Origin of the sequence: Hyphobacterium sp. (assembly GCF_043584775.1) — a bacterium.
Classification (GTDB): domain Bacteria; phylum Pseudomonadota; class Alphaproteobacteria; order Caulobacterales; family Maricaulaceae; genus Hyphobacterium.
The window spans coordinates 141,072-166,829 of sequence record NZ_CP121327.1 but is presented as its reverse complement, the minus strand read 5'-3'; the positions used below and the strand labels follow the sequence as shown (position 1 = coordinate 166,829).

Genomic DNA, 25,758 nt, shown 5'->3' with positions numbered 1-25,758 from the left:
TATTATTACATTAAATAGAATTGTGCTCGGATTTGTTCTACGTAAGTAAATCGGGAGTCTACTATATGTGAACTGGGCGCCCTCATCTATCAATGTCTCTGAGCAAGCCCTCAGCTACGCCGCTCCAGAACAAATGCGGCTTCAATCCTAAACCTTGATTCGGAGCCCGGTATTTGTTCAGAAGTGCAAGCAATTCGTTTCTAAAATCCACTCTGGTATCAGCAGATAAGTACAGCTGGAAGGTGTTGGAGAACGCTCTGGCATGCCTGTAGGAGCCGTTAACCCTGGTCATTTTTCTGCGATTGCTGTTATCGAATCCAACCCAAAGCCCTTCATCCACCGCTTCTGCTTCTTCAATTTTTTCAATCACCATTTTTCTAGTTGAGGCCGACGGTGATGGTGTGAAAATTGAGGGAACAAAATAACTTTTTGATATTGCTGTATACTGCTTTATCGGGCGACCCTTTCTTGGAATCACAGAGGATGTTTTTATCAGTTTGGCCGCTTCAAGTTTTCTTATTTTATAATAGACATCATTCATTTTTAGCCCGGTGGCCTCAACCAACTCGGAAACACTTTTTGGGCCCTCAACAAGATCAAGAAGAATGTGTCTGGTAGTTGCTTTCGAAATCAACCTACCCTGAATGTTGTTGACGACATGATAGCAATCATCCGCATATATATTCGGTATCAAATTATCGCCTCCTTATTCTATCGGCGCAATTAACGGGCACTTAGCTTGAAGCGCTTCGCTGATTAGCATACTGAAACTTCCCGATAGGAGCGAACCGAATTCTGACTGTTTAGCTTTCGGCGATCCAAGAGGAAGGCGGCCGTCATTCATAGAGCGCGTTTTGCCGACACTCCTGAAGCCGTTCCGATCATTGATGTATCTTTTTGAATTGAAGAGGCTGTGGGCTGTCGTAAAGACACGATCCCAATTCCACGGACCGTTGGAACATACGCGGAAGCGCACAGTGTGTTTCTCTCTATCATCGGACGAAAACACTGGGCCATATCAATTCCATCAGAGACAAGGCTCTCCTGGATCGGATCGAAACCGAACTCGTTTACCAAATCGTCGACAGTCCCAAGCCAAAGAGGAAACTGAATCTACATCATCACCTCGTGACCGATCACTTCTGGCGAGACCTGGAAATAGAGAAAGGGCTGCTTCATGCCAGTAGTTGCGTCGGCAATCCGCTAAGGGCGAATATCCTTCAGTATTTCCTAATCCGTCCTTCCCCCTTCCGAGCACTGTGCGATTACCTGCGCTTCCCACCCGCCAGGAATGCAGAGGCTCTCAACGGACTGCGCAGCGAAGTCGAACTTAGCAATGACCGCTCCGCTTCGAATGATTTCATGGTAAACAATACCGGTACCATCGGGCATCCACGATGGACGAACATGAAACTCTGCGCTCGCATCCAGATCGAAACTGGCCGATCCATCCGGTCGGTGTAGTGTGAGTATGTACTGCTGATAGAATCCCGTTCCGCTGGACGCGGCGATGAGAGTCCCGCTTGGATTGAACGAAGGTCCCATTTCAACGGTATCCGGCGTGTCGGTGATCCGAATTGGATCGGTCCCATCAACTGCGATGGTCCATATATCCGTGATGAGGGACTCACCATCGCCATGTACAAAGGCAACCCGCGATCCATCTGGTGACCAGCTTGCCATCTGGGTAAACCCAAAGCCGCCAGGGACGTCGTCCAGTTCGGTGCCCACAGTGATCGCCCGAACGTTTGTACCGTCGGCATTCATTACATGAACATGTTGCTGCCCATTCTCGATTTGCGAGATGAAAGCGATCTGGACCCCATCTGGCGAGTAGGTTGGCCCAATATCAGCATATTCACTGTCGTAGACCATTTGATCTTCCGTACCATCCCGTCGGATTTTCCTGATTTGCCAGTTTGCTCCATCGATATCGCCCGATTGGTAGATCACCCACTCACCGTCCGGGCTCCAAGTCGGAAATCGCTCTTGACGCTCAGGCGTCCGCAGCAGGTGGACGAGAGCGCCAGTTTCGAGCTCGAAGACATAGAGATCATCATCGCTTCCGCTTCGCTCACTATTGAAAACGATGAAGCGTCCGTCATTTGAAACCGAAGGATTCCAGTCCCATGGCTCCGCCCCAATCTGGGCGTATCCGACCCCAGAAAACAGCAGAGCAACCAGGCTGTTTATGAACCAACTCATGATCAAATCTCCGTTCCGCCGACTTTAGTCCAAGGGCCCTGGTCGTAAACGAACCAAGCTGGCTATCGAGCCTCCACAGCAAGCAGCCATTCGGTGACCTGAGTCACAACACGGTCGTCGAGAGTTAGATCTTCGAGCGCACGGTAGTCTCTTGAATGCGTAGGGTCATTCACCATCAAGTGGTTCACATCAGGGTATACATAGACTTCGACAGTCTGCCCCGAGCCCGCAGTCGCCTGGGCTAGCGCTTGGGCCTGCTCCGGCAAGACCTGTGTATCAGCCGCGCCTTGAAGGATCAGGGCCGGAGCATTAATCCTTCTGGCAATTTCCAACGGATCGATCTCGAAACCGTCCTGGAAAGACTGAACGTTAGCCATTCGCGCCATGAAACCGTTGCGAAGGCGTTCTTTTGCTTCTTCATGGGTTTCGCCATCCTGCCGATCATTCTGAGCGATGCCTTCAATCTGGTACTCGATCGCCTCCCGAGCGCTCACACCTGGACCAGCGAGGTGGACAATGCCGTCAATGGACGGGTCCTGCGCAGACATCATCGAAACGATCATGCTGCCTTCTGAATGGCCAAAAGCATAGGTATTAGGTGGCTGGGCGCCGACTGCGGCCTCGGCATAGTTGAGCGCAGCCAAGGCATTGTCGCGATGTTCGGCCAGGCCCATCTCAGACCAGTCCCCGCCGCTTGCGCCTGTGCCGGTTTCATCAAACGTTACGACCGCAAAGCCGATATTGTTCAGAATTTCCCGCCATTGCCGGTGAGCGCTGTACCCGCCACGCATCATATCTGCGTCCCGGTCTTGCGCACCCGAGCCGGACACCAAAATGGCTACAGGCACATCGCCATCGTGATGCTCAGGCCAGTCGATTTGTCCGGCAAGCTCGTAGCCGGCGGGGCTTTGGATCATGAAATCCTCAACTTGCTGGCCATGAGCAGGGGAATTACTGCAGCCCGCCAAACCAATCGCCAGTAAAGATAGCAATAGAGTTGATTTCAACATCATATATTCCTTTCTAACCGCTGGCCAACAGCCCATTTTGGGGTGCTGGCCGACGAAACCCGCTAAATGTCTTCAAGAAAGCTCACCAGAATGCTCAGAAATTCGGATTGCTGCTGTGATCGCGATAGCGACGCGTCTTCGAAATCCCGGCCATAGTGCCCAAAGTAGTGATGTTGGGCGTCGTTCATTTCAATGATCGCCGTTGTATCCGGAAGGAATCTATACCCCTCACGCACCGCATCTATTTCGACAACACGATCCGCGACGGCAGAGATTTTCAGAATTGGGCCTCCAAAATCTGTCAAGCTGTCGTCACGTGGGAAGCTGGTCGCGACCAGAATCAGCGCATCTGGCATTTGGCCCAATTGGTTGGCGAGAAGCGTTGCGGCCGCCCCGCCCATCGAATGCCCCAACAACACAAAGGGGCGACCGTCGTCGATGATTTCTTCTACAGACGTGCCAAGCACAGCAATATCGTCGACCGATCGCAGAACACCGTTCGGCAACTGCAGAATCGTAACCGGATAGCCCAATGCGGCCAATTCCCGGGCCGTTGCAGCGTAGGCCTCAGCTGGCACATTCCGACCTGCCAACCAGACAATGGATGGGTGGTCAACACGCGATGGTTCGAAACCTATCCACTCGTCTGTTCGGATCACCTCGATGTCGGCGGTGCTTTCAAGAACCTCGTCACCGAGCCCCGAAACCGGGAGAAAATCCTGGGAGCGTGTCGCAAGCACCGAATCAGACACGAGCGCTGACAAAACCACGGCAACTAAGACACGGATATTGTGCATTTTTTTGCTTACTCAATTTGGGGGCCCGTTGGCGCATGCTGCTGTGCTAGCGGTTCTCCATGTCCCACTGGATTCTAAAGTTGGTTGCGAATCCTGTTTCAACGTCATCGCAAACCAACAACTTCGTCTTTCCGCAATCATCTAGATTGCTCATGGAGATCCACCAACACCAACATATTCAGCTTCCCTACCAGCTGACCTAGTTGATCTCATACACAATAAATCAAGTAGAAGATTTCGTTTATTTTTTTAGGTGCTGTCAGACGAAAACGAACTGGTCTCATTTTGCCGGTAATTGGGTGAATTAGGCGGCAAGTTGCCGCCATTCGGCCAGCGCGTTTTCCCGGTTATCCTTGAACCAGTTTCTGTCGTTGAGGTGGCGTTCTAAATTGAAGTGGTTGTGGACGGAGGAATGGACGGCGGCGAATTTTTGAAGACTTCGCATTCGCCTGAACCGGAGCGTCGCTCGCTCTCGCCTTCGGAATGGTAGATGCGAGTTTTCGGCTCGATTGTTGAGCCACCTCCCGACGTCTTGCTTATCCTCATTGCCGATAGCTTTCATCGCCGCTTTGTATGAGCGCAACCGGTCGGTTACAATAACCTCCGGGTTGCCATATCGCTTCATCGCTTTTCGTAGAAACTTCAATGCAGCATGGCGATCCCGGCGCTTGGTGACATAGGCTTCCAGCACTTCGCCTTCGTGATCGACGGCTCGCCAGAGATAATGGGTCTGCCGATTTATCTTCACGAACACCTCGTCCAAATGCCATTGCCATTGGGGCCAGGCACGCATCCGGTCGGCGCGCTTCTTTCTGATTTCCGACGCGAACATTGGCCCGAAACGGTTCCACCAGAACCGCACCGTCTCGTGGCTCAGATCGATTCCACGCTCGTGGAGCAGGTCTTCGACGTTCCGTAACGAGAGCGGAAAGCGGACATACATCATCACCGCCAAGCGGATGACTTCAGGCGAGGTTTTGAAATAACGAAATGGGTTCTTCATCGGGCGAAAATATCGCCTAACCCGCTAACACCGAGTTTCTTCTGACAACACCGAACGGGTTCTTCATGCCCCCAAATTATCGGTCAACCCGATAACAGGCCGTTTCCTCTGACAGGACCTCACAAACACTTCGTCCAGATGCCATTGCCACTGGGCCCAGGCACGCATCCGGTCGGCGCGGCGCTTCCTAATTTCTGCCGCGAACATCGGGCCGAAACGGTTCCACCAGAACCGCACCGTTTCATGACTTAGATCAATACCGCGCTCGTGGAGCAGATCTTCCACATTCCGAAGCGACAGCGGAAACCGGACATACCTCATCACGGCCAGGCGGATCACTTCGGGCGATGTTTTGAAATAACGAGAGGGGTTCTTCATCCGGCAAAAATATCGCCCAACCTGCTAACGACGCGTTTCTTCTGACAGACCCATCTAGTCCACTCCCCAGAAGCTCACCCGTTCATCTGCCGGCAGATAGAGCGCATCGTCCGCGGACACATCGAACGCCGTGTACCAGGCCTCCATGTTCCGGACCACGCCATTTATGCGGTATCGGGGCGGCGCGTGCGGGCCTTCAACGAGCTGGGCTCTCAGCGCGTCCTCGGTATAGAGATTGCGCCAGATCTGCGCCCAGCCCAGGAAAAAGCGCTGATCTCCAGTAAACCCGTCGATGGTCGGGGCCTGACCATCATGGTGCTCGCGGACATAGGCCCGCCAGGCTGCATAAGCGATTTCCAGACCGCCGAGATCAGCAATGTTCTCGCCCATGGAGGCGTCCGGATTCACACACAGATCATCGATCGGGCAGTAAGTGGCGAATTGTGCACCGAGCCGGGCCGCTCTTTCGCTAAATCGCTGTTCGGTTTCCGCTGTCCACCAGTCCCTGAGAGAACCGGCGGAATCGTAGCGCCGCCCCTGATCGTCGAAACCGTGTGTGATTTCATGCGCAATGATTGCGCCGATGGCGCCAAAACTCACGGCCGGGTCGGCGTTCCGGTCAAAGAAAGGCGGCTGGAGAATACCCGCCGGGAAAGTGATCTGATTCTGGACAACGTTGTAACTGGCATCGACGGATTGCGGGGCCCGGTTCCATTCTCGCGGATCGCCTCCCTGAGTCAGCGCTTCCACATTCCGGGACCAGATATACTCGGCCAGTCGCTCCCGGTTGCCGAAATAGTCATCAGGCCGAAGCATCAGGCCTTCATATTCATCCCAGATTTCCGGATATCCGATGCGGGATGAGAGAGTGTTGACCTTGGCCAGTGCCTCGGTTCGCGTCGGCTCATCCATCCAGCCGGCACCCGCCAGACGTTCGGCGTAGGTGGACATGATCTGATCCACCATCTCCTGCATGCGGCTTTCGGCGTCTGCCGGGAAATAGCGTTCGACATAAACCTGGCCGATGGAGTCGCCCAGCGCCCGGCTTACGAGGTCCACACCGCGGCTCGTCCGATCGCGCCGTTGGTCCAGCCCGGCCAGCGTCCGTCCGAAGAAGTCGAACTTGGCGGCATCAAACCGGTCGCTCATCCAGTCTGCCCTGTTGGATAAAACGCGGAAGCTCATCCACAGGCGAAGCGTCTCGAGGCCGGTTTCGGAAAAAATCTGCGAAGACGCCGATATGGCACTGGGGTGCACCAGGATCAGGCGATCCACCTCCACCCCGTGAGACGAGAAAACGCCCGGAAAATCAAACGCCGGCGCAAGCCTGTCCAGCTCTTCAACACTCATGACATTGTATGTCGCCTGGACATCACGAGACTGTTCACGAGTCCAGTGCACCTCGGCGAGCCGGGTTTCAAAGGCCAGAATACGGTCGGCGGCGTCATCTGGGACCGGGCGTTCCGCCAGGGCAAACAGCGTCCGGATGTAGTCGAGATAGGCTGCGCGATAGGCGTCAAACCGCTCGCCTTGCCGCAAATAATAGGCCCGGTTCCGCAATGTCAGCCCGCTTTGATAGACACGCAGCAGGTTGACGCTGGAATCTCTCAGGTCTTCGAAAACCGTCAGGCGGTGGTGTCAGACAAAAGCGAACCGGTCTCTGATTGCCAGACTTTCGGTAAATTAGGCGGCAAGTTGCCGCCACTTAGCCAGCGCATTTTCCCGGTTCTCTTTGAACCAGTTTCTGTCGCTGATGTGGCGTTCTAAATTGAAATGGTTGTGGATAGAGGAATGGACGGCGACGAATTTCTGAAGACTTCGCATTCGTCTAAATCTGAGCATCGCTCGCTCCCGCCTTCGAAACGGTAAGTGCGAGTTCTCAGCCCGATTATTGAGCCACCTCCCGACGTCTTGTTTGCCCTCATTGCCGATGACTTTCATCGCAGCTTTGTATGATCGCAACCGGTCCGTGACGATGACCTCGGGGTTGCCATATCGCTTCATCGCTTTGCGCAGAAACTTAAACGCAGCATGGCGATCACGGCGCTTCGTAACATAGGCTTCGAGCACTTCGCCTTCGTGGTCCACTGCGCGCCAAAGGTAATGGGTCTGCCCATTTATCTTCACGAACACCTCGTCCAAATGCCACTGCCATTGGTGCCAGGCCCGCATCCGATCAGCGCGCTTCCTTCGGATCTCAGCGGCGAACATCGGCCCGAAACGGTTCCACCAGAAGCGCACTGTTTCATGGCAAACGTCGATACCGCGCTCGTGAAGCAGGTCTTCAACATTCCGGAGCGACAGCGGGAACCGGACATACATCATCACCGCAAGGCGGATCACTTCGGGAGATGTTTTGAAATAGCGAAACGGATTCTTGTTCATGCCGCAAATCTGGCGGCTAACTCGCTAACGCCGAGTTTCCTCTGACAGGACCTCTGAGAGGGACCCGGCACGCGGACTTCATCAGGGCCAGCGGTCATATCAACCGCGTCAACAGGCCGGACACATGACCGCAACCCGCAATGATCAATAATCACCCAAATCAACCCTTGCTAAACAGGGGCCGTCCACACATGACAGGACCATATAGACCATAGATCGCTTTCAGACCTGAGGGGATGACAATCCCAAACGGGTCGCATGCCAGGACGCTTCGGCGCGCGAACTGATCCCCAACTTTCGATAGATTGACTTGATGTGGCTGGCGACGGTGCTTTCCGCGAGCTTCAGGTCGGCGGCAACGTCGGCATTGCGCAAACCTTTTCCAATCAATGCCAGCACTTCGGATTCTCGCGCTGTCAGAGCCGTATCAGGTTCGGCAGCGGGCCCGGTCAGGCGAAAATGGTTCATGATCCGCCGGGCGATGGAGGGCGAAATCGCCGGTATACCCTCAGCCAGTTGTACCAATTGCCGTGTCAGCATGTCAGGTGGCGTTTCCTTCAGCAAATAGCCGCTTGCCCCAGAAGAAAGTGCTGAAACAATATGGGTATCGTCGCCCATTACGGTGGTGACGATCGAGATCGTTTCTGGTCGCAGCAGGCGCAGGCTTCGCAAGACCTCAAGGCCCGACCCGTCCGGCAAACCCAGATCAATCAGGGCCATGTCAAAATCCCGGGAAGCGACAGCCGCGAGCCCGGCGCGCATGGTCGCGGCTTCCTCGACGCGGCAGTCCGGGTAGGCTGATGTGACAATTCCAGCCAGCCAGCGACGCGTTTCTCCAACATCTTCAACAACCAAAGCGGTTTTCATGGTGTACCTCCGGCGTGATCAGCAGGCAGGAAAGCGATGATTTGTGTTCCGCTCTCATTGCTCTGGAATTCGATGCGACCCTTCTGGCTTGTGACCCGGCTGCGCATATTGTCCAGACCATTGCCGCGCGTGGTCTGTTGATCATCAAAGCCATCGCCATCATCGCGGATTGTGACGGACAGGCTGGCATGATCAGACACCAAATCGACACCGGTCGTCTTTGCGCCTGAATGCTTGATCACATTGCTGACGCCTTCCCGGATGACCGAACGCAGGGCATGAACCGATTGAGGCTGAATGCTGATATCAGCCGCCAATGTATCGTTCCAGTCGAGCCGGATTCCGGCACTGGCTAGCCGCTCAGCGGTTTCGGCGCGCAAATCGGCGAGCATGTTTGAAAGCCCCAATCCGGTATCAGGCGCATCGTTGATGATATTGCGCAGATCGGTGAGCGTTTCACGGATCAGGGTATCCTTGCGGTCACTCTCACGGCTGTGCAGTGCGCCCAGTAATTGCGCGCCGATATTGTCGTGCATATCGCGGGCGATGCGGCCGCGCTCTTCGTTGGCACCGCGCTCATGGGCGGCGCGGCTTTCCTCCGCCTGCCGCATCAGATCGACCAATTGCTGCGCGGTCTGGGCATGGCGCGGCCCAAACAAGCCCTGCCCACGCCACGGATAGTGCAGTTCCAGAGCCGGGCTGTCGGCCAGCGCCGGTACGCACAGCAACAGACCCTCATCTGCGATTCTGACGTCAGAATTCGGTGTTTCGCCCACGCGCAATTCCAGAGGTTCGAACAATTTTTGCAGGCTGGCGCGCCACAATTGGGCGCGCTCTCCAACTGGAGAGAAAGCTGAATCGATGACTTCGCGCAACAGATCCTGATCGCTCAGATTGGTACGTTTGAGAACGAGCCGGGCGATGCTGTCGCGAAAAGGCAAGTACAGGAATGTCACCGCGATGAGGGACATTCCCAATGCCGGCCCCTGATCAAGGGGCAGGAAGACAATCAGCATGGCATCGAGCGCGATCAGCAAGACCGCGGCGCTCGCATAAAACAGGGCGCGATAGGTCCAATCGCCCAACTCGAAAAGCCGATAGCGAACCAGCCCGGCTGCGCAACCGATATAGATGATCAGAAAAAAACCGAACGCCCATCGCGGATTGATCAGGCTTGGCAAATCGAACGATCTCGGCAGGGCAACTGTAGTGATGAAAGCCCCTGCGCCAATGAGCACCGCGCCGCCAAGCCAAATCAAAATGGCGCGCGCCTTGGGGTCCTGCCGGGCTGCAAAATACTGCGCCAGCAAGGCCGCAAAAATCGCGAACATTTCAATCAATGTGACCTGATGCAAATTGTTGATGCGCGGCACAGCTCCGATAATCACGATTGTGCTCCAGACGCCGAATATCAAAAGCGCCAGACCGCCCAGCCATTTCCACCCGGGCAATCGATTGGGATAGACCAGAAACAGCGCAATCATCGATATGCCGAAGGCCGTTGCACCGCCAGAATTCAAAAGAACTAGAATCGAAATCAGGGTGTCTGTTGGTGCCAGCCCCTCCACATTGAAGGGTGCGGGCGCGAAGGTGAAGGTCAGCGTCGCCAGGCCACTCAACAAAAACAGGCGCGTCGCGATATCACGGGGTTTCAGGCTCCACACCCATCCCGAAATCAGGAAGGCGCCGAGCCCAACACCGATTTGCCACCAAAACAGGACGGGAAAATGAACCGGGCCATCGACATGATTGAAGACAACCATGAAAACGCCAGCCAGAGCCAGCCCAGCAATAATCAGAACGCCGGCGAGGCGGGTCATTGGCGAAATGAACATGCAGCATGCCTCCCTCGCTGAATTCATGCATCTTTCATGCGCAAGCCTTGTCTATCAACAAGCTGGCGACAATCGTGCTTCATCTTATCCGACTAGAAAGAAAAAGTGTCTCCCTTGATTAGGGGTCAGCGACAACAAAGAAAAAAGGCCGCACCCTGACAATCAGGATGCGGCCTTTTGGTACGTGTTGTCAGATTATTGGCGAAGGAGTTCGACGCGGAACAGATCCAGCGTACCATTGCGAGAGCCCTGTTTGACGGCATACCCCGTCAGGACGCGCTGAGCGCCGCGATCTTCATAAGTGCCATGGAAGTAGAAGCTCGGCCCACATCCATCAGCATTCACGATGAACGTCCCGAGATTGAACCCGGCTCGACCGCCGCCACCTGTCAGGCCTTGAACGTCACAGGTTTCGGACGCTGCGCCGTCAGCCACTGGCCAGGTCATTGAGCCGTCAATGTTTCCGCCTGCATCTACAGTTACCGTACCGATGGATGCGCCCTGATAGCGAACGTCCCAGCTGCCTTGCGGGATATCATCAGGATAGATGGGATTGAGCGAATTGGGATCCCAAACTGCCTGAAAGTCGTAAACTGGTGTTCCGTCAATATGCGTATAATTGCCGCGAATAAATGACCGAGACTGATAGGTCGCTCGTGTGGTTCCGACTCCGACTCGGGGCAAATATTCACCGTCGGCGATGCCGGTTGTCGTTGCTTGATAGTTTCCGTTGCTGGGGAAGCCTGCGCCCGAGCTGAAGCCATCAACCAGAGCGCCTTCACCGGCCATGATCAATTGATTGAAGCCATGAACAAAGAGAACGCTGGGTTCGCCGTTAAAAATGCCCCGGTATACGCCTAGGAATTCGTCTCCCGATGGACCTGGCGCAATAGCAGCAGATGATGTGGCACCAAAAACGGGTGGGGTGGCCGGGAAAATTCCGGACGCACCGTCCACACCATCGGGCGTTGCCACGACACCGTTAAAGACCAGATAGAGACGTGACACGGCAGGCAGGTTTGGGATGCCGGCATTGTCAGCGGCATCGGCAAAGATGGCGAATGTGCGGGTCTCGTTCTGCGCAAAATTCACGCGAACGCTGGCGCTGCGCGGTGCCAGGCAAGTGCCATTGGCCGGGTTGGTTTCACAAACCTGCAGCCTAACCGAATTGGGCAGGAAGGGAGCCGTCGCTGACACATCAATGTCACCGGCCTCACCGATATTGATGGCGGCTGCCGACATGGCGCGAACCTGGCCCTGTGTCTCAAATCTCAAAACGCCGTCGGCGGTGGGTGTTGCCAGAATGGGTACGATATCCGGGGTGGCGGTCGCTGACGCCGTCAGGAAGACCGTATTGACGCCCGGTGTGACGGGCGCGGTGACATTGCCGTCACAGGCATAGGTCAACTGGACCTCATCACCGGCAGCGGCGGCAGTGGGTGTGAATGACAGCACAAGCGATTGCGAACTGTTTGCCGGAATGTTGAACGGCGTATCGGCGGTGCCGACCGGTGTATTGGTGGCATCCGTGCGTCGGTAGGCAAAGGTATAGGGATCTGTTCCCGCCAATGCGACAGAGCAATTGGTCAGCTCGCTATCGCCGGAATTGAGCATTGAGCTGAAGACGGTCACGGTTTGTCCAATTGTTGCTGCACGCGAATTGGGCAGGACAGAGGACCGCAAAACGACTTGCGCCAGAGATGGCGCACTGACCATGACGGCAGCCAGAAACGCTGTAGAAACAAGGCGGATGGTCGACATGAGGAGACTCCAAACAATGATGCGAGAACGTCTGCAAACGATAGCCGCCGCTTTCATGGGTCGCGATAACATGGGTTTAGCGGCAGCTTGCGACAGGTTTGAAAAATCCCACAGAGGCGCGCGCGCCGGTATCCCCTGAACAGGGGAGAGTGGAAATTTTGGTTAGAGCGGGATTCGAACTCACGCCTCACAGGTCACATAAGGAAAATTATGCGCATTCGGAGTTCCCGCTTCCCGGTGTCGCATCGCTCAGCCTCGGGGCAGCCGAGCACCGATTCTCAAAATAATTGAAGGACGCGAGGGATCCAGATCGGCGGGCGAACCGACAACGGCCCGTTTAATCTGACAATGCCATCTATAGGGCTAACGCGGTCACGTTATCCTCGCCAAACCAGCTGTTCAACGTTTGAAGGGCGGGAGCATTCAGCTCTTGCGTGAACAGCACGGCCAGTTGCTTCTTGGGCCGAGAACAGGCCACATAAAAGAGATTTCGATTGCGAATAAACGCTTCTTGCTTGGCGGCCGGAATAGCGCCGCTCGCAAAAAACTCTAGCATTTCGCCGAAGTTATATTTGTTCCAACCTCGCCCTACTACAACAACTACGTTTTCAAACTGCGCTCCCTTCACGCCATGTTTGGTTTCAAACGGTGAGTGGCCGGTATGATACTCAGCCAGAGCCTGGATCTCTGCGTATCGAACCTCTCGCAACTTAGCGATCTCTGCGAGCGATGAGGACATCGCTTCATCGCCCTCACGATCGAAGTCACGAAGCTCCCGCTCCCGATCCGCCAACTTGTCAGGCAAACGGGGCTTCTTCGTTGCCAGCAGGTGGTCCAACACATCGCCTACCGAGCCCGTTTGACGCAAACGAATAAGCGTATCCATTGAGGTCGCCCAATCAGCCTTCTCGCTTGCGCTACGCAAAAGAGGGCGACCGCCACCGAGGCACTCGAACATCAACCCGTATCTATTGTCAGAATACGCCCCGCAAGCAGGCTCAAGAACATCAACAAAATAGGCGATGTACGGATGCTCTTTTCGCGTGAACGCGTCGTTGTACCGGAATACATCGCGAAGACTGGAGTAGCCTTGTTCATCTGCCAACACTCGGTGCGTGAGCATAAGGATCTTCGTGCTTCCGGACGAGAGATCCCAACCTGCTTGGATGAGGGTCGCTTTCACCTGCTCTAGCGCTTCATGCCCTATTTTGGTGGGAAGGTCGCCCTTCCAGTGGTTTCCCTTTTGCCTTTCACCCACCCAGTCGTTTGAATGAAAAACCTTGATCTCACCTGGCGCTTCAGAGTCAACGACAAACTGCGGAAGTTCAGGGCGCATACGATTGAGGACATCTACAACCGCCTGTACAGAGCGGAAGTTAGCTTCCTTTCCGATTTCCTGAACCGCACCATGCTCAAGAGCACCACAGCCCTCATCATAGATTTTTTGCCAATGGTCGCCGAAAAAGCCGAAAAGCGGCGCACCTTCTTGACCAAGAAAATGGGTCTTCATTGCCTCAACCCAATCGGCATCCGTATCCTGATATTCGTCAATCAAAATAATTGGGAAGAGCGACGAGACCAGTCGACGAAACTTCTCGTTCTCCATAAGACGGATCGTCAGCGGAAGAATGTCATCATGGTGAAGCGTGATCCGGTCATCGGAAACGGTTCGAAAACCCAGTTTATATTCCACCAAGCGGCTGCCTATGCCACCCACTTCTTCAAGCAGTTCGTTCCATTTTGGAATTTCATCGACGAATTCTCGCAATTGCCGCTGGAAACCACGAATAAGCGACCAGCAGAACGCGTGATTTGTGTCGCACAGGATCAATGGGTTGCCATCGACCCGGTCAATGATCTGATCTTTCGCTACGTTGGTAAATGTGATGCAAGCAATCTTCTGATTTTGCTTGGGAAACGTGAGCTGGCAGCGCTCAACGAGAAACTCAAGAGCTTTGACGAGGGAATAGGTCTTCCCTGCGCCGGCGCCGGCTTCAAGCCGAAAACTTCGGTTCGCGTCGAGACAGGCGTAGACCTCTTCGAGCGCCTTCTTGCTAGCGATTTCGGCCGGATTTTCGGTATCCCCCATTACTGAGCTTCCCCGTCACCAGGCTCAACAGCGAGCGCTGCCACACCTGCGTCAAGGGAGACGGGTGCATCCTTAGCAAGCCACTGCACGCCTTCATTGAGATACCGTGGGACATTCCAATCGGTTTCTTCGATCGCGTATTTCAAAGCGAAATCAGACTTCTTGAAACCCGATGCTTTGGTCCTCGCTTCCTCCTCCAGAGCCTTCCGACCCGTTTCCGCGAGACCAAATTTCTCCGGATTGGCAAGAATGAACGCGTCTTCAAATGTGCGACCACATGGCCCACCTTCCTCCTCTGGGCACTGAAATGCTATTCGGTACTTGCCCTGCTGCTTTTCACCCGCCGACTTCGCAGCAAGAATTTCCAAGGTCAGCGGATCGTCATTCGAAAACCAGGCTTTGATACAAGCGTTGCTGGTCGCTGTGCCTTTATGAACCTCACACGCTTTGCCACCGGCTTTTTCAACCGAATCCAAGTCAGTGATTATGAGCGTTCTCAGCTCCAGGAAATCGAGTAACTCGAAGAAGCGATGAGCGTATGCTCCGCCCACTTCCATTATCGTTACATACTGCGATGAGAGCTTAGGTGCAGCTTCGTCGGAAGCCTCATACTTCTCGACCAACTTTGGGAATAACATGCGCTCGCTCAGACCTTCTACCAACACCGCCTTGTCAGCAAAAAACAGGTCGCATCGCGTCAGAGTGAGATACTGATGTAGAAATTTTCGATCTTCCTCCGGCTTATCAGCCAGCCCCAGTCGGAGATCCTTCACCTTGGTTTCTCGAACACCTTCCATGGGGCCATCGCATTTCGCACTCAAGAAGTAGCGGATGGTCTCAAAGCCGGCCTCATTGGCCACGTGCGATGCATGCGTGGAAACAACGAACTGGACCGGCCAGGGCTCTTTCCCCTCAGACGACGAGACTAGGTGCTCAGCAATCTTGCTTAGTTGCCGAATGAAGACCTCTTGCATTTGTGGATGCAAGTGAGCTTCAGGCTCTTCAACGAAAATTAGATGCGCCCCCGGAGAGGTCGCCTCCGCGCGATATGCCTTATAGAATCCGACAACCTTCAGCAGAATGTAAATGAGGTTTCGAACGCCGAGACCGTTGTAGGATTCGGGCAGTGGCAACCCTCCAACCCCCTCGTAGCGAACCTTCGTGAATCCAGAGAGCAATCCACTGACGTCCAATTTCGTCTCTGTTTGCAATACCTGCCCTCCCAGACCGGGATATCCAAAGGTCTGAAGCGTGGGCAAAAGTTTCGCCATCTCACCGGCAAAACTCGTGTCGATGCTTTGCTGGATCTCCTCAACGGCCTCTGAAAGCGCTTCGACGATGTTACGATCCTGTTCGTCGGCAAGCCCGGAACTGGCAGCGGCGAACAAGTCTTCCAACACTTTCCCGAGAACGTCTGAATCTTTGGATGTGACGTCATCCAGCCCGCGCTGCGCGTTAATAAATCCCGATTTGAGCAAAGAACGGAGAGCTGGCAGTTCCAGTGCCCGGCGATTTTCAGCGTCATTAGGGTCTTCGGCCCATCCAACTGTCGTATAGCTGCTCGACACTCTTCCTCGGATCAGTCGCAGGAATTCACCCCGCTGATCGCTCGAAAGGGTGCTGTCAGACTAACGCGAACGGGGCTCTGTTTGCCAGGGTTTAGCGAATTTAGGCGGCAAGCTGCCGCCATTCGGCCAGCGCGATTTGCCGGTTCTCCTTGAACCAGTTTCTATCGTTGATATGGCGCTCTAAATTGAAGTGATTGTGGACGGAGGAGTGGACGGCGGCGAACATTTGAAGACTTCGCATTCGCCTGAATCTGAGCATGGCTCGCTCACGTCTGCGGAACGGTAAGTGGCTGTTCTCGGCCCGATTGTTGAGCCACCTCCCCACTTCCTGCTTGTCCTCATTGCCGATGACTTTCATAGCGGCTCGATAGGACCGCAAATGATCGGTGACGATGATTTCTGGATTGCCATATCGCTTCATGGCCTTGCGTAGAAACTTCAATGCAGCATGGCGATCCCGGCGTTTTGTGACATAGGCTTCCAGCACTTCGCCTTCATGGTCGACGACGCGCCAGAGATAATGAGTGACCCCGTTTATCTTCACGAAAACCTCGTCCAAATGCCATTGCCACTGGTCCCAGGCGCGAAGTTTATCAGCTCGTTTTCTTCGAATCTCGGCTGCGAACATCGGGCCGAACCTGTTCCACCAAAACCGCACACTCTCATGGCTCAGATCGATACCGCGCTCGTGTAGCAGATCTTCGACGTTTCGAAGCGACAGCGGAAACCGGACATACATCATCACCGCAAGGCGGATGACCTCGGGCGATGTCTTGAAATATTTGAACGGACTACTCATCCGATGAGGCTAGGGAACTACGCCGCCACGCTCAAGGCGAAGTTCCTCTGACAGGACCGGTCGTTTCCTCTGACAAGACCCATTCAACCTACCGTCGCTATATGGATAAAATAATTCCCGGGATGAACTGTAGATTCGAAGACAGTCACTTCCAGGAAACCGGCAACAGTTCCAGACTCGATCCGACCAGCAAGCTCTTCCAGTGGCTCATAGCACCACGTCACTACATTCATACTCTCAAACAGACCGCGGCGTTCCGGCGTTGTAAAAAAACTGTCAGGTGTCTCGATCGAGTCTGTAGTTTGACCGCGATGCACATTGGCACGGTCTTGTCGCAGAACATCGCGAAAACCCGAAAATGGTACGCCGTCAGACCCAACGAGGTCATCAGGATCAATAGCGGCAATATAATCCGTCACTTCCATAGAACGGTGATAAAGCTGATGGGGTTCGTCATAGGAAATGCAGGAAGCCGCACTCCCATTGCTAGCGATACTGTTCATGAAAAATAGCGATGTTATTAGATCTAACATTACTCATCTCCGTTACCAGCGTTATAGATTAGCACCATAGCGTTTTGGGCTTTGTGTTACTACACCGGTCAAAGTTTTGTCCGTCGCTGCAGTAAGGAGCCGTGGATCCAAATCGATTCCACTACTACCGCACAGTCTCGTGGCTCAAATCGATACCGCACTCATGGAGCAGGTCTTCGACGTTTCGAAGCGATAGTGGAAACCGGACGTACATCATCACCGCAAGGCGGATGACCTCAGGCGACGTTTTGAAATATCGGAACGGGTTCTTCATGCCGCCAATTTTGCGGCTAATCGGCTAACACCGAGTTTCCTCTGACAACACCTCTTCGGAGAAGCTTGAAAAGCGGCAGAAGTCGATCATGTCAAAGCTAAAGCCGTTGTGTTGTCACAGGAAAACTCCGCCAATCGGTATCCTATTCCGTTTCGGTCAATGAACGCAAAACCTCGGTCCGCAATTCTTCAAACTCGGACTCACTGATCAGACCAGCATCGCGGAGCTCGTAAACCTGGCGTAGCCTGTCGACCGTCGAGTCTTGCGAATCTTGGGCCACAGCAGGCGAAGCGGGGGAGCTATCCTGCCGAGGATTCAGGGCAGCGGCGGCCTCGGCGGCCTCACCCGTCAGCCTTTCACGGGGAGCTTCTCCTGCCAGATAGGTGGCGAGACGCGGGGCCGGATTGGACGGAACGCGCATCGAAGCCATATCAAGCAACTGCCGGATGACGTCGGATGCGACAACCGAAATGGAATCGCCATTCGCAAAGTTCGAACCGCGAGAATAGGGTTCTGTTTCTTCGCTCAAAAAACTATCTTCGAAGAGGAATTCGCCTTCGAAACAGGCGCTGACTCCAAGCCGGCCGGTCCCGGACCAGCGCGTCCTCAATCCGGCCCTGTTGCGATACTGGAAATCCATTCCCGTGAGATGAAGAATGAGCGGACTTTGAGCCTCATCATAGCGACTGATGAGATTCACTGTTCCGAAGTGGTCGTCCAGTATGCCGGCCGAGAGGTCAGCCAGCGCCTTGCCAAGCGCGACATGGGCCGTACGCCAGCTGCCACCGAATGACTGAGGGCTACCTGACCACACCATCGCGAGCACGTCCGGCGGGATGAGCACATCAACACTTGCAGAATGGGTCCTGTTCACCGCCCTTTCCTCGAGATCGGCGGTTGAAAACTGCGTTGATATATCCGTCAGCAGGCCACCGGGCAGCTCGGACCGGAAAGACTGCTCGAAAGATACGAGATCAAACCCTTCAGCCGCGGTTATCTGACGAAGCTCTTCGCGCAGCTCGCGTACCCGCCGATTGGCCTCATCGTCCTGCAATTCGCCGTCGAACCCCGGCTGGAAAGCGGCTGCGGTGCGACAGGCCATTGTCAAATAGGGCTGCGGCCGATTGAGTTCCGCCAACGCTGCCCGATAGGCATCGATGACGTCCTGCCGGCGTTGACGCGCGAACCGACGCATATGTTCCGCCTCAACAAATTCATGAAGCTCGACATAGGTCTCCAGATTCCGGCGCGTGGCCTGATGGTAGAAGTAGTTGAAGAGACGCCGAGGCTCGGGTTCGTATCCGAGTTCTTCGCGGATCATTGCTGCAAATGACTGGGTATAAAGCCCGCTAACACCGCCGCTATTGGCGGTATAATCCGTTGCAATCAGCGCGTCCATGAATGGCTGGGAATTCCATCGATGGAAGAGTTGCGCTTCGAATGCCCTTGCGCGCGTCTGAGCCTCGGACCCAACCGGCAAGGCGTAGCTCGGCACGAAGGCATAAGTGTCATCGTTGACATAGCCATAAAACGGATCACCGATAACATCGATCAGGGGCATACGCAGCCGTTGATACTCGGCTTGCACTTCCTCGGCCACCCAGCGATAGGACTCGTGCTCGTAGAGCTGCCGGGACCAGGTGTCTGTCGCACGGTCTATCTGTTGAGCAGCGCTCTGGATCAACTCGATATATTGGCCGACGCCCGGAAGGTATACAGATAGAAGTGCCGGTCCGGCCGTCTGGCCGGCATGGCGCCAGTCTCCATCGGCCGCCGCTTCAAGTGTCTGAAAAACAGCCTCGCCGGTGTCGCGTTCAATTGCAGAGCCAAAGACCTGTTCCGTCGCCATTTCGGCAGCATCCCAAAGGCTGTCTTCGGCCTGACTTCCTGACAGCGATTGAAGCTCGCTCCACAAATCCGCGTCGGATCGCTCTTCTGCAGCAAGTGTTGGCGCGACTTCTGTCTGAAGCTCGGTCTGTGCTTGAGCCGGTGAAACCGCAAACATCGCCAATACTAATCCGGTGACGGTGAAAGAGACTCGATGAAACATATGTTATCCCTACTCGCGACCAAAAAGTCTGACATCGGCTTGCGCCGTACCTAGTAGTTAGTCTGCTTAGTTCATGACGGTGATTAACATCGTTGGCTCAAGGTTTGAACCGCATCAAGGCCGTCTCGTCATGCGACTATAGAGTCCTGCGCTGGCCATTCCGGCTATACCGACAATTGCCATTGCAACGAAGTCGGCACCCGATAGCGCGCTGGTTCCTGATTGGGTAACAACCATTAGAAGCCAAATAGCTGACCCCATTAGAAACCCTGCGACCGGCAGCACCCAACGGCGCGACACAGACGTTAAATATACAATCCAGCAAATCGCGAACCACGGTAGCGCAGTTGTAACCAGAATCGTCAGCAACACGGCCAAGCCCAGGCCAGCTCCCATAATACTTGCCCCAGTCAACGCTCCGTCGCCTGTGCCCTGGAAACCGCTGCCTACCATGACCGCAATGCTTCCCAAGGTCAGGATGATGGCCGCCAACAGGCAGGCCAAGAGCCAAGCGAAAACTGGTCGGATGAAGCGCGTATAGAGCATCACCAGTCAATCACCGCATCTTCGCCATAGACGTCACGCTGATAGGTTTCCCAAACCGAAGATATTTCTTCATCGGGTGCAGTAGCTTCTGTCATCAGGCGAGCAAAAGTGTCTGCCACACCCTCCGGGTTGTGCGCGGTTGTTTCACCCGCGGGTGTCAACGCCAGCTCCAGGTAGTTGAATGCCTGGGGCGGCGCATCAGAAGCTTCGGCCATCAGCACGTAATAGTTCCGGGCGCGTTCGCGCCAGTTTGCAGGGACCGGACCAGATGGCGTGGCAGCCGCTTCACGTTCCGACAGAATTTCGGCCATGTGGATGAGATAGGCGAAGTGATCCTGATACTCACCATAGACACCGGGCGCCCAGTCAAAACCTGACAAGGGGTCAGCACCATCTGCCAAGGCATCGACAATCATACCCTCGGATGTGCCAGGATCACCGCCCTGTATCAGGGAGCCCATCCCGATCCGCATCAGAAGCGCTGCGGATTCAGGATCGGATTGCAGGCTGTTGGCAGCTATTGCGGTACCGGTTTTACCATGACGCTCAATGGTTTCATTTTTCGCCATGGCCTGTGGCGATACAATCAATATGGCCGCAGCCAAGGCAGACACTACCTCTAATTTGACCATGGAATTATCCTAACTTTGAAGACATTATTCAGGCGCGGTATCGGCCTTTATGCCTTCGACCCTACTCGCATGACGCCAGTATTTCACCTGACCGGGTTTTCACAAACAGACGATCACCACCGGGACCCGATGGTGTCCCGGGAGCTTCCGATATTCCCCCGGCCTCCCAAACGTAAACATTCATGCCACAATAATTTGCGCGTCCAGTAAATGAGCCACAAGGCTCGTTTAGCCTCACATCAATTCCATCCGTCCCGGTGCGGCTCAGTGTGACAACGCCATCTGGTTGACAGCTGCCCGACGCAGACCCGCTGCTTTGACCTTGCGAGGCACCGCTCGACGCGGAAATATCATAATCCCAGCGCTCAAATTCCTCGATGACAAAATCCTCGTCATCGTCCTGCCAATCCTGATAATTCTGTGCCTGAGCGGCCTGTAATTCCTGTACAGTTGCCGCAAGGGCCGGCTGCATTTCGCGCGCAAACTCGGCCCAGTCAAAACCGGGCTGATTCCGGCGGCGTTCCCGGTCGCCATAGCGGCGCGCATCCTCATACCCCAGTTCAATCGCCAGATTTTCATCCCGATGCAGCCAGTAGGTATAATAACCCGGAGGGTTACCCCGGTCGTCGGTCTGAATTTGCGCGCCCGCCTGACGAAGGACATTGATCATGGATCTGTTGTTGTGGATCGCCGCCGCATGGAGGGGAGAAATTCCGTTCAGCCGTCCCACATTGGGGTCCGCGCCTGCGCGCAACAGAATTTCAACCATGCGGGTTGCGTTGCGATCCGTTGCGAAGCTGAGAGCCGTAGCGCCATTGGACATGACGGCATTAGGGTCAAGCCCCTGCTCGAGAAGATACCTCAGAGCCTCATGCTGTGCGCCATTCATGGCCGCGATAAGCGTGCTGGTTGTGCCGTCGGTATTGACAAAGTCAAGACTGAGACCGGTTTCGGCTAATCGCGATAGGGCCGCCAGGTCTCCCGAATACGCCATATGGTAAGCTGCAAAACCGCCAATTCGCGTCCCATCACAAAATGGGGCTTCGCCGCGGGCACATGCATAAAGCGGATTGCGTTGATGTTCCGGGCCCAACTCATCAAGAATCCTGATTAGTTCCCGACCGTCGAAATTACGTACCGCCTCCAGAACCTGCGGAAGATACATCTCACGGATTTGAAGGGAGTCCATCGACGCCAGCGGATCGGCTAGCTCATCAAGGTAGTCCGCGATGTCTATATGGCCGTTCGCTCGGGCAAGGTCGGCAGCGCTGCCCCGGTCTGTCTCAATGCGGGCGTCGGCACCGGCTGAAACAAGGGCCTGAACCGTGCTCATATGCCCCTGCATTGCTGCTATCATTAATGCCGTGAGGGGACGGTTTTCCGGGTTCAAGAGCGCGTTGATCGGGGCTCCCGCCGAGACCAGCGGCGCGATGAGTGCGGCACGATTGTGCAAGGCGGCGAAATGAAGGGCGTTCCCTCCCTCGTGTCTGACCATGGAAGGGTCTGCTCCCGCCGCCAGAAGCATTGTAACAATTTCAGTTCTGTCGTTCATCACCGCAGCGTGAAGAGGTGTAACGCCATTCTCAGTCGCTACGTTCGGATCATGACCCGCAGCAAGTAAGCGACCCACAATCTGGGCGTAATTCTGTTCCACAGCGGCCCTCAGCATCTGGCTGTTGGGGCCGGTTTCCGTTCTGTATCCGGCGTCGATCAGGGCCAGAGCGCTGGTTTCACCATAATTGCGCAATGCAATCAGCAAGGGTTCAGGCGTATTGGCCGCGACGCGAGGCCGGACATTTCCACCCGCCGCAATCAAAATGTCAAAAGTCGACTGAATGTTCGGGTTTTCAGCCAAGACGAGCCCGGCATAATACATGAAGGGTAATTGTGATGCGCCCGGCTCCCCGACGATTGCATTGATATCAAATCCGGCATCAATTCCGGCGCGTAAGCCGTCGTTATCATTATTCTGCAGCGCTTCCAGCATGGTGTTGAAATCGACTGGTTCAGCATCCCTTGCTGCACGGTAGGCGTCGATCAGGTCCTGGCGTGTGCGCCGAGCCGCGCGACGCATGTGTTCCGCCTGTACATATTCATGAACCTCGAAATAGCGGTCGAGTCGGTCGCGTGTATAGCGGTGATAGAAATGACTGAATAACCGGCGTGGCTCGGGCTGATAGCCCAGTTCTTCACGGATCATCGCGGCATAGGAATTTTCGTACAAGCCTGAAGCGCCGCCACCATTGTCGGTATAATCGGTCGCAATCAACTCTGCATAAAAGGACTGGGACTGAAAGCGCTCGAACAGTTCAGCTTCAAACTGGCGGGCACGCTCCTTGGCTGCAGAGCCATCTGGCAGGGCATAGCTGGGCATAAAGGCTTCATCATGGTCGTTGATTCGGCCAAAATAGGGATCGCCATAATCGTCCATCATGGGACGATTCATCCGAGCCTCGCGGGCATCGACCTGAGCGACGATCCAGCGGTAAGAGTCATGATCATAAAGTTGTACAGCCCAGCGATCCGTCGCGCGATCAATCTGGTTGGCGGCTCCCTGTATAGTCTCGATATACTGGCCAATTCCGGGCAGGTAGGCGCTCAGTGCGGCAGGTCCTGCAGTTTCCAGAGCGCTTCGCCAATCGCGATCCGTGGCGGCTTCAAGCGCTTGAAAAACTGTTTCCCCTGTGTCGCGATCCAGAGCCCGCCCAAAGACTCGTTCCGTCGCGGTTTCGGCAGCGTTCCATAGCGAGTCTTCCGTCTGTGTACCTGACAGCGCCTGGAGTTGCTCCCAAACACCCGCATCGGATTGCACCGGTGAATCTTGTGATTGCGCCTGTGCACTAACGACAAAAATGAACAAGCTGATACCGACAAAAAAAAGTGATTGAAGGTTCATCGCACACCTCACCCATATTCTTGACTGACAGATTAACGATAGGGCTGCGTAGAATTTGTGACAATGCGGCCAGATGATCCCGGACTCCATCTGTGAGGATGTCCGATAAAATCTAGCTGTTTTCGGTTGGGCAGCCAAGTCCGGCGAAAGGAACTCAGAATGTGGCGTAGTTGATACTTGGCCTGTTCCGGGGAAGCTGAACTAAACGAGCGGGTGCTGTCAGACGAAACCGAACTGGTCTCAGTTTGCCAGGCTTTCGCCGGTTTAGGCGGCAAGCTGCCGCCATTCGGCCAGCGGGTGGTGTCGGACAAAAGCGAACTGGTCTCTGTTTGCTAGGACTTAGCGAATTTAGGCGGCAAGTTGCCGCCATTCGGCCAGCGCGATTTTTCGGTTCTCCTTGAACCAGTTCCGGTCGTTGATGTGGCGCTTGAGATTGAAGTGATTGTGGACGGAGGAATGGACGGCGGCAAACTTCTGTAGACTTCGCATTCGCCTGAATCTGAGCATGGCCCGCTCTCGTCTTCGGAATGGTAGATGTGAGTTCTCGGCCCGATTGTTGAGCCACCTCCCGACATCCTGAGAACCTTCATTTCCGATAGTCTTCATGGCGGCGCGATACGACTTTAACCGGTCTGTCACGATCACTTCAGGATTGCCGTATCGCTTCATCGCCTTGCGCAAAAACTTCAATGCTGCATGGCGATCCCGGCGTTTGGTGACATAGGCTTCCAGCACCTCGCCCTCGTGATCGACCGCGCGCCAGAGATAGTGCGTCTGGCCATTTATCTTCACGAACACTTCGTCCAGATGCCTTTGCCATTGAGCCCAGGCACGCATCCGGTCGGCCCGCTTTCTCCGGATTTCCGCGGCGATCATGGGGCCGAAACGATTCCACCAGAACCGCACCGTCTCGTGGCTCAGATCGATCCCGCCCTCGTGCAGAAGGTCTTCGACATTCCGAAGCGAAAGCGGGAACCGAACGTACATCATCACCGCGAGACGGATCACCTCGGGTGATGTTTTGAAATAGCGAAATGGGTTTTTCATTTGGCGAAAATATCGCCTAACCCGCTAACACCGAGTTTCTTCTGACACTGCCCTTTTTCCTGATGTCGGCTGCAAATATCGGCTAATCCGCTAACACGGAGCTTCTTCCGACAAAGCCCGCCCGACAATCACCGCAGAACTGGCGAAAGCCACCGCACGGTATTCACAAACAGGTTCGCATTGTCGTTTTCGGGCCCGGTTATCGTAACGAAGACCCGGTCCCCGGAGTCGAATTCAAATATGAAGTCGCGGAACAACCCTTGGTCGGTCGCAATGACGACCCGCCCGGTACCGTAGTTGAAGGCAATCATGCCGGCATAAAAATCTGACGTTTCTGAAATCTGCCCTGTCGCATCATAATTAGCCGATCCCGCAGGAAAGCGTAACACGACGTCCTCTGCTTCGCGGAAAACGCCGGCGCCGCAATGAAGGTCAACACGCGACACCGGAAGTCCATCCTGTAGAAGCGGGTGATCCTGGTTCAACGTATTATCGTGCGCGGAAAGGCCGAAATAGTGCGAACAGTTTCCGTTTACCGGATCGGTAAAGCTCGGATAGCTGTCAGAATAGATGTAGCCATCGCGAAACCGGACTGCAAACGCCTCAAGTAGTGGCAAGGCACCACTGCCATTGGGAAAATGGCTGAGGCTTAGAAAAAGCCCCCCGCCTCCGTCCACCCAGCGAACAATTGAGTCCACTTCCTCAGCGGCCAATGGCGAGCGCCAGAATATGCCGCCATTTGGAAGCTGGACGTCATCGTTCGGAAGACCGTGAATGAACAGAACATCCGATTCTGCAAGACGTTCTGCAGAAATGGCTTCATCGAGATAGTCAGTCTGAAAGCCATCCGCCGCGAGAATTTCGAGCATGGTCGCGGTTCCGGACGCGATCCCATTAATCCTGTAGATTGTATCGTGATAACGATCGATCAGGACAGTTGTGTTGTGTCCATTGTCCAGAGCAGGAAATTCTGGCTGATAATCCACATCCACGGTGGCTTCGACCAATGTCCGCCGCACGTCACCGTGGTCCCCGTCGGGTTCCTGTAAAGCCGCCAGTATTATAAACAATGCCAACATTGAG

At 54.7% G+C, this 25,758-nt stretch carries 19 protein-coding genes and 2 pseudogenes; all 21 read right to left on the bottom strand.

Translation table 11 applies throughout. The features are described from left to right. Nucleotides 1–82: 82 nt before the first annotated feature. A complete protein-coding gene (locus P0D52_RS00865) occupies nucleotides 83–694 on the bottom strand; it encodes a helix-turn-helix domain-containing protein (protein WP_394693563.1) in 612 nt (203 codons plus the stop codon). A gap of 536 nt (nucleotides 695–1,230) precedes the next feature. Then, nucleotides 1,231–2,205 (bottom strand): TolB family protein, encoded by a 975-nt coding sequence (locus tag P0D52_RS00860; protein ID WP_394693562.1) that lies wholly within the window; start codon nucleotides 2,203–2,205, stop codon nucleotides 1,231–1,233. A 62-nt stretch (nucleotides 2,206–2,267) separates the two neighbouring features. Then, the gene (locus tag P0D52_RS00855) at nucleotides 2,268–3,218 is read right to left on the bottom strand and encodes an alpha/beta hydrolase family protein (RefSeq protein ID WP_394693561.1); all 951 of its coding nucleotides are present in this window, start codon (nucleotides 3,216–3,218) and stop codon (nucleotides 2,268–2,270) included. A gap of 59 nt (nucleotides 3,219–3,277) precedes the next feature. Further along, nucleotides 3,278–4,012, bottom strand: coding sequence for an alpha/beta fold hydrolase (locus P0D52_RS00850; RefSeq protein ID WP_394693560.1), 735 nt, complete (start codon nucleotides 4,010–4,012; stop codon nucleotides 3,278–3,280). Nucleotides 4,013–4,316: 304 nt separating this feature from the next. After that, entirely contained in the window at nucleotides 4,317–5,015 is a 699-nt protein-coding gene (locus tag P0D52_RS00845; RefSeq protein ID WP_394693559.1) for an IS6 family transposase, read from the bottom strand. Nucleotides 5,016–5,201: 186 nt separating this feature from the next. After that, nucleotides 5,202–5,393 (bottom strand): annotated as a pseudogene (locus tag P0D52_RS00840) (IS6 family transposase); the annotation flags it as partial. A gap of 54 nt (nucleotides 5,394–5,447) precedes the next feature. Next, nucleotides 5,448–7,022: a M13 family metallopeptidase gene (locus P0D52_RS00835; protein ID WP_394694807.1), complete on the bottom strand. Its 1,575-nt coding sequence runs from the start codon at nucleotides 7,020–7,022 to the stop codon at nucleotides 5,448–5,450. A 54-nt stretch (nucleotides 7,023–7,076) separates the two neighbouring features. Next, the gene (locus tag P0D52_RS00830) at nucleotides 7,077–7,778 is read right to left on the bottom strand and encodes an IS6 family transposase (protein ID WP_394693558.1); all 702 of its coding nucleotides are present in this window, start codon (nucleotides 7,776–7,778) and stop codon (nucleotides 7,077–7,079) included. 222 nt (nucleotides 7,779–8,000) lie between these two features. Next, a complete protein-coding gene (locus P0D52_RS00825) occupies nucleotides 8,001–8,645 on the bottom strand; it encodes a response regulator (protein WP_394693557.1) in 645 nt (214 codons plus the stop codon). Continuing rightward, nucleotides 8,642–10,480, bottom strand: a complete 1,839-nt coding sequence (locus P0D52_RS00820; protein WP_394693556.1) for an ATP-binding protein — start codon at nucleotides 10,478–10,480, stop codon at nucleotides 8,642–8,644. The genes P0D52_RS00825 and P0D52_RS00820 overlap by 4 nt, the downstream gene beginning before the upstream one ends. 195 nt (nucleotides 10,481–10,675) lie before the next feature. Then, the gene (locus tag P0D52_RS00815; RefSeq protein WP_394693555.1) at nucleotides 10,676–12,241 is read right to left on the bottom strand and encodes a hypothetical protein; all 1,566 of its coding nucleotides are present in this window, start codon (nucleotides 12,239–12,241) and stop codon (nucleotides 10,676–10,678) included. 355 nt (nucleotides 12,242–12,596) lie between these two features. After that, on the bottom strand, nucleotides 12,597–14,330 hold the full coding sequence (locus P0D52_RS00810) for a UvrD-helicase domain-containing protein (RefSeq protein WP_394693554.1): 1,734 nt from the start codon (nucleotides 14,328–14,330) through the stop codon (nucleotides 12,597–12,599). Beyond that, entirely contained in the window at nucleotides 14,330–15,898 is a 1,569-nt protein-coding gene (locus P0D52_RS00805; protein WP_394693553.1) for an ATP-dependent endonuclease, read from the bottom strand. The genes P0D52_RS00810 and P0D52_RS00805 overlap by 1 nt, the downstream gene beginning before the upstream one ends. Nucleotides 15,899–15,998: 100 nt before the next feature. Continuing rightward, nucleotides 15,999–16,697 (bottom strand): IS6 family transposase, encoded by a 699-nt coding sequence (locus P0D52_RS00800; protein ID WP_394693552.1) that lies wholly within the window; start codon nucleotides 16,695–16,697, stop codon nucleotides 15,999–16,001. Nucleotides 16,698–16,780: 83 nt separating this feature from the next. Beyond that, on the bottom strand, nucleotides 16,781–17,230 hold the full coding sequence (locus P0D52_RS00795; protein ID WP_394693551.1) for a hypothetical protein: 450 nt from the start codon (nucleotides 17,228–17,230) through the stop codon (nucleotides 16,781–16,783). Nucleotides 17,231–17,357: 127 nt separating this feature from the next. Then, nucleotides 17,358–17,504, bottom strand: a pseudogene (locus tag P0D52_RS00790) (IS6 family transposase); the annotation flags it as partial. Between the two features lie 142 nt (nucleotides 17,505–17,646). Next, on the bottom strand, nucleotides 17,647–19,554 hold the full coding sequence (locus tag P0D52_RS00785) for an SHOCT domain-containing protein (protein WP_394693550.1): 1,908 nt from the start codon (nucleotides 19,552–19,554) through the stop codon (nucleotides 17,647–17,649). Nucleotides 19,555–20,099: 545 nt separating this feature from the next. Continuing rightward, a complete protein-coding gene (locus tag P0D52_RS00780) occupies nucleotides 20,100–20,732 on the bottom strand; it encodes a hypothetical protein (protein ID WP_394693549.1) in 633 nt (210 codons plus the stop codon). A gap of 61 nt (nucleotides 20,733–20,793) precedes the next feature. Then, entirely contained in the window at nucleotides 20,794–23,628 is a 2,835-nt protein-coding gene (locus P0D52_RS00775) for an ankyrin repeat domain-containing protein (RefSeq protein WP_394693548.1), read from the bottom strand. A 348-nt stretch (nucleotides 23,629–23,976) separates the two neighbouring features. Continuing rightward, nucleotides 23,977–24,675: an IS6 family transposase gene (locus P0D52_RS00770; protein WP_394693547.1), complete on the bottom strand. Its 699-nt coding sequence runs from the start codon at nucleotides 24,673–24,675 to the stop codon at nucleotides 23,977–23,979. A 128-nt stretch (nucleotides 24,676–24,803) separates the two neighbouring features. Beyond that, nucleotides 24,804–25,754: a hypothetical protein gene (locus P0D52_RS00765; protein ID WP_394693546.1), complete on the bottom strand. Its 951-nt coding sequence runs from the start codon at nucleotides 25,752–25,754 to the stop codon at nucleotides 24,804–24,806. Between the last annotated feature and the right edge of the window lie 4 nt (nucleotides 25,755–25,758).

Excerpts from the sequence above, each read along its gene's own strand:
- P0D52_RS00785 (WP_394693550.1), bottom strand. The coding sequence starts at position 19,554 with ATGTTTCATCGAGTCTCTTTCACCGTCACCGGATTAGTATTGGCGATG.
- P0D52_RS00780 (WP_394693549.1), bottom strand. The coding sequence starts at position 20,732 with ATGGTCAAATTAGAGGTAGTGTCTGCCTTGGCTGCGGCCATATTGATT.
- P0D52_RS00770 (WP_394693547.1), bottom strand. The coding sequence starts at position 24,675 with ATGAAAAACCCATTTCGCTATTTCAAAACATCACCCGAGGTGATCCGT.
- P0D52_RS00860 (WP_394693562.1), bottom strand. The coding sequence starts at position 2,205 with ATGAGTTGGTTCATAAACAGCCTGGTTGCTCTGCTGTTTTCTGGGGTC.
- P0D52_RS00765 (WP_394693546.1), bottom strand. The coding sequence starts at position 25,754 with ATGTTGGCATTGTTTATAATACTGGCGGCTTTACAGGAACCCGACGGG.
- P0D52_RS00830 (WP_394693558.1), bottom strand. The coding sequence starts at position 7,778 with ATGAACAAGAATCCGTTTCGCTATTTCAAAACATCTCCCGAAGTGATC.
- P0D52_RS00800 (WP_394693552.1), bottom strand. The coding sequence starts at position 16,697 with ATGAGTAGTCCGTTCAAATATTTCAAGACATCGCCCGAGGTCATCCGC.
- P0D52_RS00810 (WP_394693554.1), bottom strand. The coding sequence starts at position 14,330 with ATGGGGGATACCGAAAATCCGGCCGAAATCGCTAGCAAGAAGGCGCTC.
- P0D52_RS00820 (WP_394693556.1), bottom strand. The coding sequence starts at position 10,480 with ATGTTCATTTCGCCAATGACCCGCCTCGCCGGCGTTCTGATTATTGCT.
- P0D52_RS00845 (WP_394693559.1), bottom strand. The coding sequence starts at position 5,015 with ATGAAGAACCCATTTCGTTATTTCAAAACCTCGCCTGAAGTCATCCGC.
- P0D52_RS00795 (WP_394693551.1), bottom strand. The coding sequence starts at position 17,230 with ATGTTAGATCTAATAACATCGCTATTTTTCATGAACAGTATCGCTAGC.
- P0D52_RS00825 (WP_394693557.1), bottom strand. The coding sequence starts at position 8,645 with ATGAAAACCGCTTTGGTTGTTGAAGATGTTGGAGAAACGCGTCGCTGG.
- P0D52_RS00815 (WP_394693555.1), bottom strand. The coding sequence starts at position 12,241 with ATGTCGACCATCCGCCTTGTTTCTACAGCGTTTCTGGCTGCCGTCATG.
- P0D52_RS00850 (WP_394693560.1), bottom strand. The coding sequence starts at position 4,012 with ATGCACAATATCCGTGTCTTAGTTGCCGTGGTTTTGTCAGCGCTCGTG.
- P0D52_RS00855 (WP_394693561.1), bottom strand. The coding sequence starts at position 3,218 with ATGATGTTGAAATCAACTCTATTGCTATCTTTACTGGCGATTGGTTTG.
- P0D52_RS00775 (WP_394693548.1), bottom strand. The coding sequence starts at position 23,628 with ATGAACCTTCAATCACTTTTTTTTGTCGGTATCAGCTTGTTCATTTTT.